Here is an 18,706-nt window from a genome sequence, read left to right as displayed (position 1 = left end):
GGCCACAGCCCCACCCGCAGCCTCCTGCAGCAGCAGGAAGGCAAGCTCCGAACAGTCAGTGGGAATTGACGATGAACACACCCATTCTTCAAATGCGAGGAATCACCAAGACGTTCCCCGGCGTGAAAGCGCTGCAGGACGTCACCCTCGATGTGAACCGTGGCGAGGTCCACGCCATCTGCGGGGAAAACGGAGCCGGCAAGTCAACGCTCATGAAAGTGTTGTCCGGCGTCTATCCACACAACACCTTCGAGGGGGAAATCCTCTTCGAAAACGAGCCCTGCCACTTTTCCAGCATCTCGGACAGCGAAAAGCGCGGAATCGTCATCATCCACCAGGAACTGGCCCTCAGCCCGTACCTGTCCATTGCCGAGAACATCTACCTTGGCAATGAACAAGCCACCAACGGGTGGGTGGACTGGCGCAAGACCAACCTGGAGGCAGCAAAGCTGCTGGCCCGCGTCGGCCTCGACGAAAACCCTGTCACCCCCGTGCAGCACATCAGCGTGGGCAAGCAGCAACTCGTGGAAATCGCCAAGGCGCTGTCCAAGGAAGTGAAGCTGCTCATCCTGGACGAGCCCACTGCCGCCCTTAACGACGAGGATTCCGGCCACCTGCTGGACCTGATCCTCCACCTGAAGGGCCAGGGCGTCACCAGCATCATCATCAGCCACAAGCTCAATGAGATCCGCAAGGTGGCTGATGCAGTCACCATCATCCGGGACGGCAAAACCATTGAGACGCTTCGGCTGGACGAAGGCCAGATCACGCAGGAACGGATCATCCGCGGCATGGTGGGCCGGGACCTGGAGAGCCTGTACCCGGACCGCGAGCCGCACATCGGCGAGGAAGTCCTGCGGATCGAGGACTGGTCAGTGCGCCATCCCCAGGACCACACGCGCATGGTGGTCAACAACGCCAACCTGTACGTCCGGAAGGGCGAAGTGGTAGGACTGGCCGGGCTCATGGGCGCTGGGCGCACCGAGCTTGCCATGAGCGTCTTCGGACGCACGTACGGAACCGCCACGTCAGGCAAGGTCTACAAGTACGGCGAGGAAATTAACACTGCCACGGTGTCCGACGCCATCAGGAACGGCATCGCCTATGCCACGGAAGACCGCAAGCACTACGGCCTGAACCTCATCGAGGACATCAAGCGGAACATCTCCCTGGCGGCCCTGCGCAAGCTCGCCAAACGCGGCTTCGTGGACAAGAACCAGGAAACCGTGGTGGCCAACGGCTACCGGAAGAGCATGAACATCAAGGCTCCGTCGGTGGCGGCCATTACCGGAAAGCTCTCCGGTGGCAACCAGCAGAAGGTGGTGCTGAGCAAGTGGATGTTCTCCGATCCGGACGTGCTCATCCTCGATGAACCCACACGGGGAATCGACGTTGGCGCCAAATACGAGATCTACACGATTATCGGGAAACTCGCGGCCGAAGGAAAAGCTGTCATCGTCATCTCCTCGGAACTGCCTGAACTGCTGGGCATCTGCGACCGCATCTACACGCTGGCCGCCGGCCACATCACAGGTGAAGTTCCCATTGCCGAGGCCACCCAGGAAACCCTGATGCACTACATGACCAAAGAGAAGGAATAGCGAAATGTCCGCCCTCAGAGAATCGCTCGGATTCCTCACAAGCCAACTGCGCCAGGTGGGCATCTTCGTTGCCCTGATCCTGATTGTCCTGCTGTTTCAGGGACTGACCGGCGGGATCCTGCTGGAACCACAAAACGTCACCAACCTGGTGGTCCAGAACAGCTACATCCTGATCCTGGCCATCGGCATGGTCATGGTGATCATCGCCGGGCACATCGACCTTTCCGTCGGCTCGGTGGCCGGGTTCATCGGCGCCGTGGCCGGCGTCATGATCGTGCACTGGGGCTGGCCATGGTGGGCCGCCATCCCCGCCTGCCTGCTGGTCGGCGCCCTGGTGGGCGCCTGGCAGGGCTACTGGATCGCCTACGTGGGGATTCCAGCTTTCATCGTCACACTGGCGGGCATGCTGATCTTCCGGGGCCTGACCCTCATCACCCTGAAGAACCAGCAGATCACCCCCTTCCCGGCCGAACTGCGGGCCCTCGGCGGCGGTTTCCTTCCCGACCTCACCGGCGGCACCTCCGTACTGGAGTGGCTCACGGTCATCCTGGGCGTCGGGGCCACGGCCGCGCTGTTGATCCAAGCGCTCAAGGAACGCCGGATCCGCCGGAAGTTCGACCTCGAAAGCGAGCCCCTGGTGTGGTTCGTCATCAAGACCGCCTTCACGGCGCTGCTCATGCTCATCATCACGTTCCTGCTGGCGTCCTACCGCGGCACCCCGATTGTCCTGGTGGTCCTGGCCGCCCTGGTGATCGCGTACACGGCCCTCATGAACAACAGTGTCTTCGGCCGGCACACGTACGCCATCGGCGGCAACCTGCATGCGGCTGAACTGTCCGGCATCAAAACCAAGGCCGTAACGTTCCGGCTCTTCGTAAACATGGGCGTGCTGGCCGCGTTGGCGGGCCTCGTCTTCACCGCCCGGCTCAACTCGGCGCAGCCGGCCGGTGGAACCGGCTTCGAACTGGATTCCATCGCCGCGGCCTTCATCGGCGGCGCCGCGGTCACCGGCGGTATCGGAACCGTCGCCGGAGCCATGATCGGCGGACTCATCATGGGCGTGCTCAACAACGGCATGTCCATCCTGGGCCTTGGCACCGACTACCAGCAGCTCATCAAGGGCCTGGTGCTCCTTGTCGCCGTGGGCTTCGACATCTTCAACAAGAACCGCAGCGGTGGCGGCGGCGACATTGGGAAACGCTTCAAGCTGAAGACCTCCCCTCCGCCCGCACAGGAGAAGCCGGCTCCGGCCAGCGAAGCAGTGGAAGCAGGCGTCAAGTAGGACGGATCTCCACCTGCGCTCGTGGTGGCCCCCGTTGCCCGGACCCAGTCCCGGCAACGGGGGCCTTCCCTGTTCCCGGCTCCAGCGCTTTCCGCCCCTATCAGGGTGCGGCGGCCAGGCCCGCGGCGAAGTCGGCCGGCGCGCGCCGGCGCCGGCTCAGCAGCATGAAGGGTGCCGCCAGCAACTGCACCGCGCCGCCCAATGCCAGCGATGCAGGGTAGCCATAGAGGTCGGCGGCCCGGCCGAGCACGGGTTGCACCACCACTCCCCCACTGGAGCCCATAAGCGAGGCGAAGCTAAGGACCGTGGCCCGCTGCTTCGAGGCGATCATGTCGTTGAGGTAGGCCTGGCGCACCGGGGTGCCTGCGGAGGCCACCACGGCCCACAGGGCCAGGAGCACCAGCGCCAGCCAGAAGACCTTCGTGGCCAGGAGCACCACCAGGACCACCGAACTGGCGACCGTGGAAGCGATCAGCACGGTGGTGCGGCGGCGGACCAGTTTCCGGACCAGGGGCGCCAGCCAGCCGCCGACGATGTCTGCTCCCGCCACGATGGCCGCTGCCAGGCCTGCGATGGCATAAGCCTTGGGATCGCCAAAAAGCTGCAACAGGTAGGGCTGGAGGGCATAGAAGACGTAGAACCCAACGCCTTCGGTGAACGGGGCAGCGAGCATCATGAACCGCACCGGCGGATTCCTCAGCCCGCCGTCCACGGACGCCTTCAGGACTGCGCGTGTGGCCTGCAGGGGGTGGGCCGAGCGCTCTGGTGTGAAGCCGACGTCGTGCATCAGCAGGAAAGCCACCACGAACATTGCCACCAGGACGACGACGCGCAGCAGGAACGGCACGCCCAGGTTGGTGGCCTGGGCAATGACCCCGCCAGCTACTGACCCTGCCAGCATGGCGATGCCGGAAACGATCTGGCCGCGGCCCAGGACGGTTTCCAGGCCGCCGTCGTAGCCGGAAAAGTGCAGCGCGTCCACCAGCCAGGCTTCCACTGCCCCGGAGAAGAACGTGAACCCAAGGCCAAGGAGGGCCGACACGGCGGCCCACCACCAGAACGGCGCGGACAACTGCCACAGCAGGTAGTAGAGGTAGGTGGACCCGGCCAGGGTCACCGTGCCCAGCAGGAAGGAGGTGCGGCGCCCCCAGCTGTCCGCCACCACCCCTGTGGGCACCTCAAACAGGACCATCCCGGCCGTGAAGAATGCATTCGCGGCGAACGCCTCCAGGTTGCTCAGCCCGGCATCGAGCAGGAACAACGTATTGATTCCCCAAATGAACGACGCCGCAAGGGTGTTCCCCAACGTCAGCGTCAGGTAGACGGTCTGGATCTTACGAGCTGCAGCATTCACTGGGCGGCGCCCCGCATCATTCTTCCTGTCCGGACCGGATCAGGATGGGCTGAAGTTCGGCGGTACCGGCTCGTGCCGCAGGTACTGCCGGCGGAACCGACCGGTGCCGGCGGTCAGGGCCCGCAGTTCCACGGCATACCGCAGGAGTTCCTGGTCCGGAACCTCCGCGCTGATCTCCGTGAGCCCCTCCCCCGACGAGGTGGTGCCGGTAAGGCGCCCCCGACGGCCGGACAGATCGCTCATCACGGAGCCGACGTGTTCGTCGGCAACCGTGATGGACACGGAGGACACGGGTTCCAGCAGCTGGACCTTACCCGCGGCCGCCGCCTCCCGGAGCGCAAGGGCCCCCGCCGCCTGGAACGCCGCATCGGATGAATCCACGCTGTGGGCCTTGCCGCCCGTGAGGGTCACGCGCACGTCCACCACAGGAAATCCCGCAGAGACCCCCTTCTCCATTTGCGCCCGCACCCCCTTCTCAATGGATGGGATGAACGTTCCCGGGATGACTCCACCCACCGTCTTGTCCACGAACTCGAACCCGCCGCCGCGATCCAGCGGCTCCACCTCGATGTCGCACACGGCGTACTGGCCGTGGCCGCCGGACTGTTTGACATGCCGGCCATGGCCGGCGGCGGCGGCTGCGAAGGTCTCCCGCAGCGGCGTCACCACGGCCACGGTATGCAGCTTCACGCCCTGTTCGCGCAGCCGGTCAAGGACCACTTCGGCGTGCGCCTCGCCCATGCACCACAGCACCAGCTGGTGCGTTTCGGTGTTCCGGTCCACACGGAGGGTTGGGTCTCCCGCCGCGATCCTGCCCAGGCTGCGGGCCAGGGCGTCCTCGTCGCTGCGGGAGTCGGCCTCCACCGCGACCGGCAGCAGCGGCTCCGGCATCTCCCAGGTGGCCAGCAGGAGCGGGTTTTCCCGACTGGAGATGGTGTCCCCGGTTTCGGCGCTGCCGAGTTTCGCCAACGCGCACATGTCCCCCGCCACGCAGTAGGGAACGGGCCGCAGGGTGGCTCCCAGCGGGGAGTAGATATGGGTGACGCGTTCATCGGTGTCGTGGTCCTGGTGGCCACGGTCAGCCAGACCGTGGCCACCTACATGGACGGGCGAGTCCTCGCGCAGCGTCCCTGAGAAGACCCGCACCAGGCAGATACGGCCCAGGAAGGGGTCGTTGGAGGTGCGCACCACTTCGGCGGCGAGCGGACCGGAAGGATCGCAGGCCAGGCGTCCGGCCGCTTGGCCGGACAGGTCGGCGGCGTCCGGCAGGCTGCGTTCCACCGGAGGCGGGAAGGCGCGGACCAGCAGGTCCAGCAGTTCCGCGGTGCCAAGGCCGGTGACGGCAGACGTGGGCAGCACGGGAAAGAACGAGCCGCGGGCCACGGCGGTTTCCAGGTCGGCGGCCAGCACCGCGGTGTCCATGTCCTCGCCTTCCAGGTAGCGGTCCATCAGCGACTCATCTTCGCTTTCGGCAATGATGCCCTCGATGAGCGTGCCCCTGGCAGCCCCGGCCTCCGCGCGTTCATCGGCCGCTGCCGGACGGGCTTCAGGTGCTGCCTCTTCGGCGGAGTAGTCCGTCACCTGCTGCGACAGCAGGCCCAACAGGCCGGTAATCCCGCCTCCTGACCGCACCGGGACGTACAGCGGGAGGACGCCCTCGCCGAACGCCCTCTGGCAGGCGGCAAGGGCGGCGTCGTAATTTGCGCGCGGATGGTCCACCCGGGTGATGACGACGGCGCGTGGCAGCCCCATGTGCGCGCACTCGCCCCACAGGGCGGTGGTGGTTGCGTCGATTCCGTCGACGGCGGAGACCACGAAGAGTGCGGCATCCGAAGCCCGGAGGCCCGCCCGCAGCTCACCGATGAAGTCCGGGTAGCCCGGAGTGTCCAGGAGGTTCACCTTGACGTCATCCAGCATCAGCGGCACCAGGGACAGCGTGACGGACCGCTGCTGGTGCACTGCCGCGGGGTCCGAGTCGCTGACTGTCGACCCGTCCGCGATGGAGCCTTTGCGGGTGATCATGCCGTTGGCTGCGAGCAGGGCCTCGATCAACATGGTCTTCCCTGCGCCGGAGTGTCCCACCAGCGCCACGTTCCGGATGCGGGCCGGGTCCTGCGCCGCGATGCCGCCGGCCTGGTCGGCACGCCTGGCATCAGGCCCGTTCCTGCCGCCTGCCGCCCGCGCTGACTCCTTGGTGCTCTTCACCGACATTGGAACCTCCTGGCATCATTGCCGACCGGACCGAACGTGTCCTTCGATTCGACACCTTGGACGGCGGGACGGCAAGAGCGAAGGCTATTTACTGCGGGCTTTGCGGGTGGCTGCGTCGTTGGCCTTCTGGAGTGCCTTCACCAACTCGTCCTTGTCCATCTTCGAACGGCCCTTGACATCCAATTCCTTGGCCAGCTTGTAGAGGTGATCCTTCGAAGCGTTGGCGTCCACGCCGCCGGCGGTGGGTTCCGACGAACGGATGCCCTGTTCCGCGCGCTTGTCCGACGGGCCGCGTTTTTCCTTGGGCTCCCAGTGGTCGCCCACTTTCTCGTAGCTGTGCTTCAGCGAGGCATACGCTGCACGCGCGGCCCGTTGTTCGTCCTGGTCATAGGACTCAAGGGCGGAATCGTAGGTCTTGGCGAAGGTGTCCTGGGCCTTTTGGTCAGAACGCTGCAGGGTCGAGGGGAGCTCTTCCTTGCGGGCATGGTCGTTCTTGCCGGTCTTGGGCATGTCACCCATCCTCCTTTAGTCAGCACGCTGATCATTTGGATGGATCCAGCTTAGACCCGGAGGTTGCATTGAGCCCCCTGTCGGATTCGAACCGACGACCCCCGCTTTACAAGAGCGGTGCTCTGGCCAACTGAGCTAAGGAGGCGCGCCCCTGGGGGCATGCGCCAGAAGGCGCTAGATAAGGTTAGCCCAACTCCCGCCGGGCGTAAAAACGCTGCTGCAGGTGTTGCCCGAAAGCAGGGGCCCGCCCCGGAAACGTTCCGGAACGGGCCCCTGCCAGCGCTGTTGATTCCTAGCCCTTGGCGGCGATGGCGGCCTGCAGGAAGTCGGGGAACGGCGTCTGGGCGCTGTCTCCCTTGCCCCACTGCTTGCCGTCCACGAAGACGGTGGGCGTACCGGTAACGCCGATGGCGGACGCTTCCTTCGTCGTGAACTTCACGAACGGGCGGTAGGTCTTGTCATCCACGCAGGAGTTGATGTTCACGCCCATGTCAGACGCCATCTTCTTCAGGTCGTTGTCGGACAGGCCGGCGCTGCCCTCTGCGGGCTGCTGGGCGAACAGGGCGTTGAAGTAGTCGGAGTACTTTTCCGGGGCCGTGTTGGCCACACAGGCTGCAGCGTTAGCGGCACGGGACGAGTAGTTGGTGGTGGACCGGCTGTCCAGGAATCCAAGCGCGCGGTACTCGACGGTGATCTTGCCATCGTTTCGCAGCGTGGTGAGCTGGTCGTTGTACTGCGTTTCGAAGTTCTTGCAGACCGGGCAGATGAAGTCGATGTACAGGACCACCTTGACCGGTTTTCCGGCCTCAGCCTCTGCACCGGGGGCCACCACCTGGGCGGGCGGAGTCTTCGGAGCATCACCCAGGGAACTGGCGTCAACGGTGGCCGGCTCCGTCTTGGCTACCTCATTATTGGCCAGCAGCGTCACGCCGCCGTGGGCGTTGGCGTTGGCAGGAGTGGGTCCCTGGTCCGCGATCGGGGCATTCCGCTGGATGTTGCCGGCAACCACCAGGCCCACGACCACCAGGATGGCCACCACCGCCGCCACGATGCCCCAGCCGATCAGCAGCTTGTTGCGCTTGTCCTTCTTTGCCTGGGCTTCCCGGATCAGGCGCGCTTTTTCGCGCGCCTCCGCCGTTCGCTCAGCCTTGGACTTACGTACTTCGTTTGCGGGGCTCATGAGTTCCTTGGGTCGGTCGACGTAGGGGACCACTTCGTGGCACCCCAACATTTTAGGGGAGAAAGCTGATGGCTTGCGGGTTCAACTATTCCTTCGGCTTGACCAACGGACGAATAGCCCCGATGATTCCGTCCGGCTAGGGTGGCTTAGAGGCACAAGCAACCCCAGGGGGCCGCAATGCAAACACCCGTCCAGGAAAAACCCGCCCGCACAGCAACGGCCGGCGGATCCGGTTCCAGCCACGCCGGCCATACGAAGTACGACTTCATGGTGGTCTCCAACAGACTGCCTGTGGACCGCGTGGCGCCGGGCGACGACAGCGACGACGGCTCCGGTTGGCGCCGGTCCCCCGGCGGCCTGGTGACCGCGCTGGCGCCCATGATGACCAAGACCGACGGCGCGTGGGTCGGCTGGCATGGAGCACCGGACGAAACCGTGAAGCCGTTCAGCCACGGCGGCATGGACCTGGTCCCGGTCCAGCTCAGCACCGACGACGTGGAGCTGTACTACGAAGGCTTCTCCAACGCCACCCTCTGGCCGCTGTACCACGACGTCATCGCCCCACCGGAGTTCCACCGCACCTGGTGGGACGCCTACCGCAAGGTCAACCGCAGGTTCGCCGACGCCGTCGTCCGCCACGCCGACCAGGGCGCCACTATCTGGGTCCAGGACTACCAGCTGCAGCTGGTTCCCCGGATGCTCCGCGAGGCCCGGCCAGATCTGCGCATCGGATTCTTCAACCACATCCCGTTCCCGCCGCCGGAAATCTTCGCCCAGCTCCCGTGGCGCCAGGCCATCATCGACGGCCTGCTCGGCGCCGACCTGGTGGGCTTCCAGCGCGTCAGCGATGCCGGCAACTTCATGCGCTCCGCCCGCCGCTTCCTGGGTGCCAGCGTCAAGCAGCAGCAGGTGCACGTCAAGGACCACAACGGCCAACTGACGCACATTGCCCGCGCACAGGCCTTCCCCATCTCCATCGACGTCAAGCAGATCAGCGAGCTGGCCGCCAGGCCCGACATCATCGAACGTGCCCGGCAGATCCGGCAGGACATGGGCAACCCCAAGACCATCCTGCTCGGGGTGGACCGGCTGGACTACACCAAGGGCATCCGGCACCGGCTGAAGGCCTTCGAGGAACTCCTGGCGGACGGCCGCCTCACCGTGGGCGATGCGACCCTGATCCAGGTGGCCTCCCCCAGCCGCGAGCGCGTGGAACAGTACCGTCTCCTCCGTGAGGAGGTCGAGGGCACTGTGGGCCATATCAACGGCACCTACGACACAATCGAAAACACGGCGGTCCGCTACCTGCACCACAGCTACCCGGTGGAGGAGATGGTGGCGCTGTACCTGGCGGCTGACGTCATGCTGGTCACCGCCCTGCGGGACGGGATGAACCTCGTCGCCAAGGAATACGTCACCGCCCGCAACAACAACGACGGCGCCCTGGTGCTGAGCGAATTCGCCGGCGCAGCAGACCAGCTCAAGCAGGCCCTGCTGATCAACCCGCACGATATCGCCGGCCTCAAGAACACCATCATGACCGCCGTCGAACTCAGCCCCCGCGAAGCCGCCCGGCGTATGCGGTCCATGCGCCGGCAGATCCTGGACCACGACGTTGACCACTGGTCCGCCGATTTCCTGAACGCGCTGAACGAAAAGGTGGTCCGCGATGACTCCTGACGGCCGCGGCACCAGGGCACCCCTGGCGCTCACTCCCGAACTCCGGGAAGCCCTGCGCCGGATCGCCCGGACGGAGCACCTGCTGGTGGCCATGGATTTTGACGGCACCATGGCGCCGATCGTGGACCGTGCACCGGATGCCCGGCCGCTTCCGCGTTCAGCCGCAGCGTTTGCGGGCCTCGCCGTGCTTCCACGCACGACGACGGCACTCATCTCGGGCCGCGCCCTCGCCAGCCTGCGGGAGGTTGCGTCCCCGCCGGTGGACACGCTGCTGATCGGCAGCCACGGCGCCGAAGCGTGGCTGGGCCCAGGCTCCACGGAACTTTCTTTGGAAGAGGACCAAAAAGCGCTCCTGGAAGAAGTGCGGGCCGAGTTGGCGGACATCGTGGCCCACGCTCCCGGCACCTCCCTGGAGTACAAGCCTGCCGGCGTCGTCCTGCACACCCGCCAAGCCCCGGACGACGTGGCGGAGGACGCAGTGTCAGCTGCCAAGTCGGTTCTGCAGGACCGCAGGGGCGTGTTTTTGAAAGAGGGCAAGCGCGTCCTGGAGACCTCGGTGGTTCACGCCTCCAAGGGCGAAGGCGTTGCTTTCCTGAGGCAGGCAACGGGGGCCACCGCTGTGCTGTTCGCAGGCGATGACGTCACGGACGAGGACGCCTTTGGCAGGCTCGAACCCAGCGATGTCGGGGTCAAGGTCGGCCTCGATTTCACCCAGGCCCAGTACCGGGTGGAGGCTCCTCTCCACGTGGCAGAGCTGCTGGAAGCACTGCTCCAGGAGCGGAGCATCGCCGTGGCTGAAGAAGACCCCCAGGCGGCCTCCGGTTAAGGGACGGTCAGCAAGAGTTGTGACGTTCGTAACATTTACGCTAAAAAGAGCAACCTCTGGCATACTCTTTGTGTGATGTGGCGCACAACAAGCGTGCGGCGTCACTCGATGCTCCGCGGAAGCCGCGGAGCATTTTGCAGGAACAAAACTGAATAAAAATGAACCATTCACAACGGATCGTCCGGCACGTACCTGCCGGTGAAGGGATTGATAACTGTGGCTACAGTTACTTTTGACAACGCTACGCGTCTGTACCCGGGCACCGAAAAGCCCGCCGTCGATAAGCTCAACATCGACATCGCCGATGGCGAATTCCTGGTCCTCGTTGGACCCTCCGGTTGCGGCAAGTCCACCTCCCTGCGCATGTTGGCAGGCCTCGAGGACGTCAACGCAGGCCGCATCCTGATCGGCGACCGCGATGTCACCGATGTTCCCCCGAAGGACCGCGACATCGCGATGGTTTTCCAGAACTACGCGTTGTACCCGCACATGACTGTGGCCGACAACATGGGCTTCGCCCTCAAGATCGCCGGCGTCTCCAAGGAAGAGCGCGCCGAGCGCGTCCGCGAAGCCGCAAAGCTCCTTGACCTCGAGCAGTACCTGGACCGCAAGCCGAAGGCACTCTCCGGCGGCCAGCGCCAGCGTGTTGCCATGGGCCGCGCAATCGTCCGTAACCCGCAGGTCTTCCTCATGGATGAGCCGCTGTCCAACCTTGACGCCAAGCTCCGCGTCCAGACCCGCACCCAGATCGCATCCCTGACCCGCCGCCTGGGCGTTACCACCGTTTATGTGACGCACGACCAGGTGGAGGCCATGACCATGGGCGACCGCGTCGCCGTGCTGAAGGACGGCCTGCTGCAGCAGGTTGACACCCCGCGCAACCTCTACGACCGCCCCAAGAACGTCTTCGTTGCCGGCTTCATCGGCTCCCCCGCCATGAACCTGCTGGAACTCCCCGTAGTCGACGGCGGCGTGCAGTTCGGCGGCACCGTCTACCCCGTGCCGCGGGACGTCCTCGAAGAGGCCCACGGCTCCACGGTCACCCTGGGCAGCCGTCCCGAGGACCTGGAAACCGCTCCGCACGGTGAAGGCCTGAAGGTGGAGGTCGACGTCGTCGAAGAACTCGGCGCCGACGCCTACGTCTACGGCCACACCACCCTTGATGGTAAGGACCACGACATCGTGGCCCGCGTCGATGGCCGCCGTCCTCCGATGAAGGGCGAGGTCATCTACGTCCGTCCGCAGTCGGGCCACGTGCACCTGTTCGACACCAAGACCGGCCTGCGCCTCGGCGACTAGTCCTCCCCACCGTTCCCTAGCCTGCGTGGGCCCATCCCACGCACGCAACTGACGGCGGCCCTCCTTACTGGCGGGCCGCCGTCGGCCTTTAACCCATGCCTGCATGGGATTTAGCCGCCCTGCCCCGAGTACGGAAGAATTGAGCCATGACCGAGGAATACAGCGCCCAGTGGCACGACGAACCCACCGACTACGCGCAGATCGGCAAGCTGCCCCGGTTCGTGGCAGCCAGCGCCGATGACAACAAGGCGGCCTCGGTAGCTTCATCGCTGAACATCACGGCCGCGGCGGCTGATCCCGAACTGCTGGACCTGCCATGGCATATCGCCTTGGAGGAGTGGCCGGCAGAGTACCTGGCTGCACTGCCCCGCGGCATCTCCCGGCACATCGTGCGGTTCGCGCACCTGGGCGGCTCCGTGATCGCCATCAAGGAAACCTCCGAGCACGTGGCCCGCCACGAATACCACATGCTCCGCAAACTCGCCCGTCTGGACGTCCCGTGCGTGGAGCCGGTGGCAGTGATCACGGGGCGCACTACCCCCGACGGGCGCCCACTCAACCCGGTGCTCGTGACCCGCCACCTGAAGTTCTCCATGCCCTACCGCGCGCTCTTTTCCCAGATGCTTCGCAAGGACACCCTCACCCGTCTCATCGACGCGCAGGCACTGCTCATGGTGCGGTTGCACCTCATCGGCTTCTACTGGGGCGACGTCTCGTTGTCCAACACCCTGTTCCGCCGCGATGCCGGTGCTTTCGCCGCGTACCTGGTGGACGCTGAAACCGGTGAGCTCTACCCGGACCTCTCCACCGGCCAGCGTGAATACGACCTGGAGATTGCCCGCGTGAACATCGCGGGCGAGCTGATGGACCTGCTGGACGGCGGGCTTATCGAGGAAAAGGTGGACCCGGTGGCCACCAGCGAGCTGATCATGGACAGCTACCGGCGGCTGTGGGCTGAGCTGACCGAGAAGGAATCCTTTGAGCTCGGCGAGCGTTGGCGCGTGGGCGCCCGCATCCGGCGGCTGAACGAACTCGGCTTCGACGTCGAGGAGTACGCCATCAAGACCACCCAGAACGGCTCCACCATCCAGCTGCAGCCCAAGGTGGTGGACGCGGGACACCACCAGCGGCGGCTCCTGCGGCTCACGGGCCTGGATGCGCAGGAGAACCAGGCCCGCCGCCTCCTCAATGACATGGACTCGTTCCGGGCCGACAACAACCCGGAGATGGACGAGGAATACAGCGCCCACCTTTGGGTGAGCCAGATCTTCGAGCCGATCGTGCGCTCCATCCCGAGGGACCTCTCCGGCAAGCTCGAGCACGCCGAGGTGGTGCATGAGGTCCTGGAGCACCGGTGGTACATGTCGGAGAAGCAGGAGCGCCACATTCCGCTGGCAGAGGCCGTGCAGTCCTACATCGACTCGATCCTGCGGCACCGGCGGGACGAGGCCGCCATCATGCTCAACCCGGACACCGAGCTGCTGAAGATCCTCGAGGTGGAAAACGAGGAGTCCCGCTACGGGGCCGACGAATCCGCGGACGAATACCCGGACTCGGACGACTGACTAACTGCGGATGACCGGGTCCTAGATGGCCTTTCCGGGGTTGAGGATCCCGGCGGGATCGAACAGGTCCTTGATCCTGCGCTGGAGTTCCCGGATAGGTTCCGGCTGCTCCTGGCCCAGCCACCGGAGCTTGTACTGGCCTACACCGTGCTCCCCGGTGATAGTGCCGCCCATGGCCAGGGCCGCAGTGATCGACTCGTCCAGCGCCGCCTGCAGCCGCTGCATGGCGCCCGCGTCCACGGTTGCCCCCTGCCGGTCGATCCAGAACGTGGGGTGGAGGTTGCCGTCGCCGGCGTGTGCCACCACTTTGAGGTGCACCTGCTGTTCCGCAGCCATGGCTTCAAGGGCTGCCACATAGTCCACCAGCCGGGACCGGGGAACAGCCACGTCTTCACCGACGCGGTACTCATCGTCCACCTCGGTGCCCCTGCTGTGCCTCCGGAGCTCCACCAGCCGCTCAGCCTCGGAGCTTGCCTCGGTGGTTACGGTAGCACCGCCATCGCGCAGGACTTGGCGCACCACGTCGGCCTCCGCGGCAGCTCCGAACCCGTCCGTCTGGATCAGCAGCAGGGATTTTCCACGGGTGCTGAGGTCAGAGCCGTGGATCTCATCGAGCTGGGCCAGCGTCCCGCCGTCGAGCAGCTCCATGATGGCGGGCTGGACGCGTGCCCTGCCTACGGCCAGGACTCCCGCAGCAGCCATCCGGAAGTCCGGGTAGAAGGCCGCCACGGTGTGGACTTCCCCGGGCAGGTACTTCAGCCGCACGGTGATGCCGACGACGATGCCCAGGGTTCCTTCGGACCCGACGAACAGGCTCGTGAGATCATAGCCCGCCACGCCTTTGAAGGTTTGGTGGCCGGTATGGATGAGCGACCCGTCAGAAAGGACGACATCCAGCGCCAGGACGGAGTCCCTTGTGACGCCGTACTTGGCGCAACGCAGGCCACCTGCGTTGGTGGCCACATTGCCGCCAATGGTGGAGCTGCGGAAACTGGCCGGATCCGGAGCATACATGAGGCCGTGCCCTGCGGCCGCCTCGTTGAGGACGGCGTTGACTACGCCGGGCTCGACGACGGCTGTTTCGTCGTCGGGGTTCAGCGCAAGGATACGGTCCATCCGCTCCAACGACAGGATGATGCAGTTATTCGTGGCGTGGGCGCCGCCGGACACCCCGGTACCGGCGCCGCGGGGCACGATGGGCACCCCGCTGCCGGCGCACACCTTCACCGCAGCTTGGACATCGGCCACCGATTCCGGGAACACCACGGCCAGGGGAAGCTGGAAGTCAATGACCGGCGCCTGGTCGATCGCATACCGGCGGAGCGACACCTCGCTCACATCCAGCTGCCCCGGAGCCAGGACCGCTTCCAGTTCGTCAACGATGCTTCCCACAAAGCCTCCATCCGTCGTCGGACATATCTTCCCAGTCTAGGACGCGGTTTTGGCATGACTCCGAACTACCCTGTACCGCAACCGCTTCCAGTTCCTTTCCGTGAATGGTGGAGAAGACGGTCACGCGTTGCAAGGAAACAAAGATGGAAGCGTTTTCATTAAATCACCGCACGTGGTTATGCTGACTTCCATGTCAGTCGAAACTGTGAGCCACGACACTTCCACCTCCGCTGGCCCACTCACCCTCATCCACGCCGCCGATCCGGCTCCGGGCTGGTGGCGCTCCGCCGTGATCTACCAGGTCTACCCTCGGTCGTTTCGGGACCTGAACGGCGACGGCGTGGGCGACCTGGCCGGTATTACTGAGGAACTGCCGCATCTTGCGGACCTGGGCGTCGACGCCGTCTGGCTGTCCCCCTTCTTCCGTTCCCCACAGCGCGATGCCGGTTACGACGTCAGTGACTACTGCGACGTGGACCCCATCTTTGGCACGCTCGGCGATTTCGACGTCATGATGGCTGAATCGCACCGGCTGGGCCTGCGGGTGATCGTGGATCTGGTGCCAAACCACTGTTCGGACCAGCATCCTGCATTCCAAGCGGCCCTTGCAGCACCGGCCGAAAGCCCGGAGCGGGACATGTTCATCTTCCGGGACGGAACCGGGCCGGACGGACAGGAACCGCCGAATAACTGGCAGTCACACTTTGGCGGGCCCGCCTGGACGCGAGTGCTGGGGCCCGACGGCCAACCCGGTCAGTGGTACCTGCACCTCTTTGATTCCTCCCAGCCGGACTTCAACTGGGACAACCCCGGCGTCCATGCGGAGTTCGAGCGGGTGCTCCGCTTCTGGCTGGACCGCGGCGTCTCTGGTTTCCGGGTGGACGTGGCCCACGCCCTGGTCAAAGCGCCGGGCCTCCCGGAATGGGGGGGACGCGCTGACGGCGGCAGCAGCGATGGGTACCCCGGCCACGAGGCACCGATGTTCGGGCAGCCCGGCGTCCACGACATTTACCGGAAGTGGCGGCTGGTCCTGGACGAATACGGGCCGGACCGGATTCTCTGCGCCGAGGCAAGTGTCGACCTGCAGCGGCTGGCACACTGGGTTCGGCCCGACGAGATGCACCAGGCGTTCAACTTCCCTTATCTCCACGCGGGCCTGGACGTGTACCGGCTGCGTTCTGTCATCACCGACTCGCTGACGGTCCTGGACGGTGTTGGTGCCCCGAGCACCTGGGTGCTTTCCAACCACGATGTTGTCCGCCATGCCACCCGTTTTGGCTACAACGGCCAGGGTCCACGGGACGGGGACGGCATTGGTTCCGCAGACCCCCAGCCGGACGAAGCACTGGGCCGTCGCCGCGCTGCCGCCGCCTCACTGTTCATGCTTGGGCTGCCGGGTGCCGCATACCTGTACCAGGGGGAAGAGCTGGGCTTGCCGGACGGCATCGACATCCCGGGCCACCTCCGCCAGGATCCGACATTCGGCCGGACCGCCGGACAGCGGCTTGGGCGCGACGGCTGCCGGGTGCCCTTGCCATGGCGCGCTGGTGACCGGCACCTCGGCTTTGGTTCGGGTGAAGATCCGTGGCTGCCCATTCCAGCCTCCTTCGGGTCACTGGCGCGGGATCTGCAGGCAAAATCACCGTCGTCCCACCTCTCCCTGTACCGTGATGCCCTGGAGCACCGCCGGCAGCTGGACCTGGGCAGGGGCTCATTGTCCTGGGCGGAAGACTGGTGCACGGGGTCCTCCCTGGGCTACCTGAACGGCACTACGCTGGTCCTCATGAACCTGAACCATGAGCCGCTGCAGATGCCGGCAGGCCACGTGCTGATCCGCAGCCTCCCCACGGAGACCGCCCATGCCCTTGCCTCCGGCGAGACCGCATGGATACAGCTTGGACCGGACTTCACCATCGCAGATTGACCATGGCAGGTATCAAAGAGGTTGCCAGCCGGGCTGGCCTGTCAGTGGCAACAGTCTCGAGGGCACTGAGCGGCAAGACGAACGTCTCGGCAAAGAGCCGCCGGCTTGCACAGGAGGCGGCCCGGGAACTCAGCTTCGTCCCTTCCTACCACGCGTCCAGCCTGGCGTCCGGGCGCAACCACAATATCGGGCTGGTGGTGCCCAACGTGCAGCGCTGGTACTTCTCCTCCGTGCTGGAAGGCGTTTCGGAGACCCTGCTGGACGCGGGCTACGACTTGACCCTGTACAACGTGGGCGAGCAGCCCGAGCGACGCAGCAGCATCCTGAACGACTTCCTGCTCAGAAAACGCCTGGACGCCGTCATTGCCGTGGCGCTGGTACTCAGCGAGGACGAGATCCAACAGCTGCTGGCAGTGCACCGCCCCATCGTGGGCATCGGCGGTGCGCTGCGGGGAGCGTCAACGATCAGGATTGACGACGAGGGGCTGGCTGCCCTCGCCACCCGCCATCTGATTGGGCTGGGCCACAGCAGGATCGCCCACATTACTGGATACGGGGAGTTGAACCGCGACTTCAAGCTCCCGCAGCTGCGCCAGAAGGGTTTCGCCTCCGCCATGGCTGCAGCCGGGCTGACGATAAGGCCCGAGTGGAACGCGACCGCCGACTTCACCATCCAGGGTGCGTATGCGGCGGGCCGCCGGCTGCTGGGCACCAGCTCCGAACGCCCTACCGCAGTTTTCGCTGCCTCAGACGAGATGGCCGTGGGCATCATGCTTGCCGCCCGCGACTTTGGACTGCAGGTTCCGCAGGACCTCTCCGTCGTCGGGATCGACGGGCACGAACTCGCCGAAACTTTTGGACTCACCACCGTCAACCAGGATCCGCGGGGGCAGGGCCGATTGGCGGCCGCGACTGCCTTGGCTTTGCTCGAAAAGCCGGGCGGGGACTCCGACGGCGGCACGGCAGCGGCCGCAGCACAGGACCAGGAGTTCCCCACGGAGTTCGTTATCCGGACCAGTACAGCTGTCCCGCCAGAGGCTGCCAGACAGCGCGCTTAGGCAGGAAGTTCAGGCTGCGCTGCCCATGAACCGGGCAAACCTCTCGAGGATGAGCGGCCAAGCTTCCTCATATTTCCGCCGCGCTGCTGCGGGGTCCTCAGCGCCCTCCCAGCCCTCGTGGAAGACGCGGACCTCCGTACCCGTTTCCACCGCGCGGAACACTACCAGGAGCTCGGTGGACCAAAGGGCTGTGGTGCCGGGGTGCCAGGTGGCATGGAATGACAGGGGCGGCTGCCAGTCATCAAGGGTTCCCCAGATGGTGGTGCGGCCGTCGTCAGCTGTCTCGAGAATCAGGTTTTCTTCGAACTCCACGTAAGAAGCGGCGCCATACACCCCGTGCTGTTCCAAGGGCCACCACAGGTGGGCGTGGTCGGTAAAGCCGGCGAAGGCGCGGGCGACTGGCCCTGGAACAACCACTGTGTTCACCACAGGTTCCAGGGGGTCAACTGCTGGCCGTCCTGCTTCTTCGAAAGGATCCTGGGCGTGGCTGAAGATGCTGCTCATGAGGGACCATCCTACCCGCGACGCCCCCATCAGCTCCTGCCGTTCTCCCCGGCGCCGGCTCACATCTGGCAGGTTTTCCCCCGACGCCCGCTCACGTTTGGCAGGGTTTCGCTGAAGGCCCGCTCTCAAGGCATCGTTACCAGGTGAGCGGGGGTCGATGGTTTACCCGCCAGAAGTGAGCGGGGGTTGATCGTTTACCGGCTCTTCGCGGTTCGTGGGGAAATGGATCCCTGGAATGAGCGTCATGCCGCCGTCCTGACGGCACTTCTCAAGAGAATAACCGATTTGTAGTTGGCGGCGTTGCGGTACCCGCGGGCGGT

The 18,706-nt window shown here is 65.3% G+C and carries 14 protein-coding genes and 1 tRNA gene; 8 read left to right on the top strand and 7 right to left on the bottom strand.

Going from position 1 to position 18,706, the window contains the following annotated elements; genetic code table 11:
* Positions 1-71: 71 nt before the first annotated feature.
* Positions 72-1,601: a multiple monosaccharide ABC transporter ATP-binding protein gene (gene mmsA, locus ACETK3_RS06145; protein ID WP_236821315.1), complete on the top strand. Its 1,530-nt coding sequence runs from the start codon at positions 72-74 to the stop codon at positions 1,599-1,601.
* 4 nt (positions 1,602-1,605) lie between these two features.
* Positions 1,606-2,883, top strand: coding sequence for a multiple monosaccharide ABC transporter permease (mmsB, locus tag ACETK3_RS06140; protein ID WP_236821314.1), 1,278 nt, complete (start codon positions 1,606-1,608; stop codon positions 2,881-2,883).
* 100 nt (positions 2,884-2,983) lie between these two features.
* Here mmsB and ACETK3_RS06135 read toward each other — a convergent pair whose 3' ends face one another.
* From ACETK3_RS06135 to ACETK3_RS06115, 5 genes are all read right to left on the bottom strand, one after another.
* The gene (locus tag ACETK3_RS06135; RefSeq protein WP_237429860.1) at positions 2,984-4,237 is read right to left on the bottom strand and encodes an MFS transporter; all 1,254 of its coding nucleotides are present in this window, start codon (positions 4,235-4,237) and stop codon (positions 2,984-2,986) included.
* Between the two features lie 39 nt (positions 4,238-4,276).
* Positions 4,277-6,448 carry an elongation factor G-like protein EF-G2 gene (locus ACETK3_RS06130; protein ID WP_237429859.1) on the bottom strand — a complete coding sequence of 724 codons (2,172 nt, stop codon included), beginning with the start codon at positions 6,446-6,448 and terminating at the stop codon, positions 4,277-4,279.
* Between the two features lie 84 nt (positions 6,449-6,532).
* The gene (locus ACETK3_RS06125) at positions 6,533-6,958 is read right to left on the bottom strand and encodes a ChaB family protein (RefSeq protein ID WP_236801126.1); all 426 of its coding nucleotides are present in this window, start codon (positions 6,956-6,958) and stop codon (positions 6,533-6,535) included.
* 71 nt (positions 6,959-7,029) lie between these two features.
* Positions 7,030-7,103, bottom strand: a tRNA-Thr gene (locus ACETK3_RS06120).
* Positions 7,104-7,250: 147 nt separating this feature from the next.
* Positions 7,251-8,138, bottom strand: coding sequence for a thioredoxin domain-containing protein (locus ACETK3_RS06115; protein WP_236801125.1), 888 nt, complete (start codon positions 8,136-8,138; stop codon positions 7,251-7,253).
* Between the two features lie 177 nt (positions 8,139-8,315).
* On the opposite strand from ACETK3_RS06115, the gene ACETK3_RS06110 reads away from it, so the two are divergent.
* The 4 genes from ACETK3_RS06110 to ACETK3_RS06095 all read left to right on the top strand — a co-directional run bounded on the left by ACETK3_RS06110 (position 8,316) and on the right by ACETK3_RS06095 (position 13,508).
* Positions 8,316-9,818 carry a trehalose-6-phosphate synthase gene (locus ACETK3_RS06110; protein WP_236801124.1) on the top strand — a complete coding sequence of 501 codons (1,503 nt, stop codon included), beginning with the start codon at positions 8,316-8,318 and terminating at the stop codon, positions 9,816-9,818.
* On the top strand, positions 9,808-10,644 hold the full coding sequence (gene otsB, locus ACETK3_RS06105; RefSeq protein ID WP_236801123.1) for a trehalose-phosphatase: 837 nt from the start codon (positions 9,808-9,810) through the stop codon (positions 10,642-10,644). The genes ACETK3_RS06110 and otsB overlap by 11 nt, the downstream gene beginning before the upstream one ends.
* Before the next feature lie 216 nt (positions 10,645-10,860).
* Positions 10,861-11,943: an ABC transporter ATP-binding protein gene (locus tag ACETK3_RS06100; protein ID WP_236801122.1), complete on the top strand. Its 1,083-nt coding sequence runs from the start codon at positions 10,861-10,863 to the stop codon at positions 11,941-11,943.
* A gap of 146 nt (positions 11,944-12,089) precedes the next feature.
* Positions 12,090-13,508: a DUF4032 domain-containing protein gene (locus ACETK3_RS06095; protein WP_236801121.1), complete on the top strand. Its 1,419-nt coding sequence runs from the start codon at positions 12,090-12,092 to the stop codon at positions 13,506-13,508.
* A gap of 21 nt (positions 13,509-13,529) precedes the next feature.
* On the opposite strand, the gene ACETK3_RS06090 is transcribed toward ACETK3_RS06095, so the two are convergent.
* Positions 13,530-14,900, bottom strand: coding sequence for an FAD-binding oxidoreductase (locus tag ACETK3_RS06090; RefSeq protein ID WP_236801120.1), 1,371 nt, complete (start codon positions 14,898-14,900; stop codon positions 13,530-13,532).
* A gap of 178 nt (positions 14,901-15,078) precedes the next feature.
* Between ACETK3_RS06090 and ACETK3_RS06085 the strand changes: the two genes are divergently transcribed.
* Entirely contained in the window at positions 15,079-16,824 is a 1,746-nt protein-coding gene (locus tag ACETK3_RS06085) for a glycoside hydrolase family 13 protein (RefSeq protein WP_373462195.1), read from the top strand.
* A gap of 2 nt (positions 16,825-16,826) precedes the next feature.
* Positions 16,827-17,882, top strand: coding sequence for a LacI family DNA-binding transcriptional regulator (locus tag ACETK3_RS06080; protein ID WP_237429858.1), 1,056 nt, complete (start codon positions 16,827-16,829; stop codon positions 17,880-17,882).
* Positions 17,883-17,891: 9 nt separating this feature from the next.
* On the opposite strand, the gene ACETK3_RS06075 is transcribed toward ACETK3_RS06080, so the two are convergent.
* Positions 17,892-18,386, bottom strand: a complete 495-nt coding sequence (locus tag ACETK3_RS06075; protein ID WP_237429857.1) for a hypothetical protein — start codon at positions 18,384-18,386, stop codon at positions 17,892-17,894.
* Positions 18,387-18,706 lie beyond the last annotated feature (320 nt).

Source organism: Arthrobacter sp. E44, assembly GCF_041877125.1.
GTDB lineage: Bacteria > Actinomycetota > Actinomycetes > Actinomycetales > Micrococcaceae > Arthrobacter.
Note: the sequence above shows the minus strand (reverse complement) of the source record. Positions and strands in the feature narration are given on the sequence as shown.

Coding starts and splice junctions, on each gene's coding strand:
- ACETK3_RS06085 (WP_373462195.1), top strand. CDS start 15,079: ATGCTGACTTCCATGTCAGTCGAAACTGTGAGCCACGACACTTCCACC.
- ACETK3_RS06130 (WP_237429859.1), bottom strand. CDS start 6,448: ATGTCGGTGAAGAGCACCAAGGAGTCAGCGCGGGCGGCAGGCGGCAGG.
- mmsA (WP_236821315.1), top strand. CDS start 72: ATGAACACACCCATTCTTCAAATGCGAGGAATCACCAAGACGTTCCCC.
- ACETK3_RS06080 (WP_237429858.1), top strand. CDS start 16,827: ATGGCAGGTATCAAAGAGGTTGCCAGCCGGGCTGGCCTGTCAGTGGCA.
- mmsB (WP_236821314.1), top strand. CDS start 1,606: ATGTCCGCCCTCAGAGAATCGCTCGGATTCCTCACAAGCCAACTGCGC.
- otsB (WP_236801123.1), top strand. CDS start 9,808: ATGACTCCTGACGGCCGCGGCACCAGGGCACCCCTGGCGCTCACTCCC.
- ACETK3_RS06125 (WP_236801126.1), bottom strand. CDS start 6,958: ATGCCCAAGACCGGCAAGAACGACCATGCCCGCAAGGAAGAGCTCCCC.
- ACETK3_RS06075 (WP_237429857.1), bottom strand. CDS start 18,386: ATGAGCAGCATCTTCAGCCACGCCCAGGATCCTTTCGAAGAAGCAGGA.
- ACETK3_RS06095 (WP_236801121.1), top strand. CDS start 12,090: ATGACCGAGGAATACAGCGCCCAGTGGCACGACGAACCCACCGACTAC.
- ACETK3_RS06115 (WP_236801125.1), bottom strand. CDS start 8,138: ATGAGCCCCGCAAACGAAGTACGTAAGTCCAAGGCTGAGCGAACGGCG.
- ACETK3_RS06110 (WP_236801124.1), top strand. CDS start 8,316: ATGCAAACACCCGTCCAGGAAAAACCCGCCCGCACAGCAACGGCCGGC.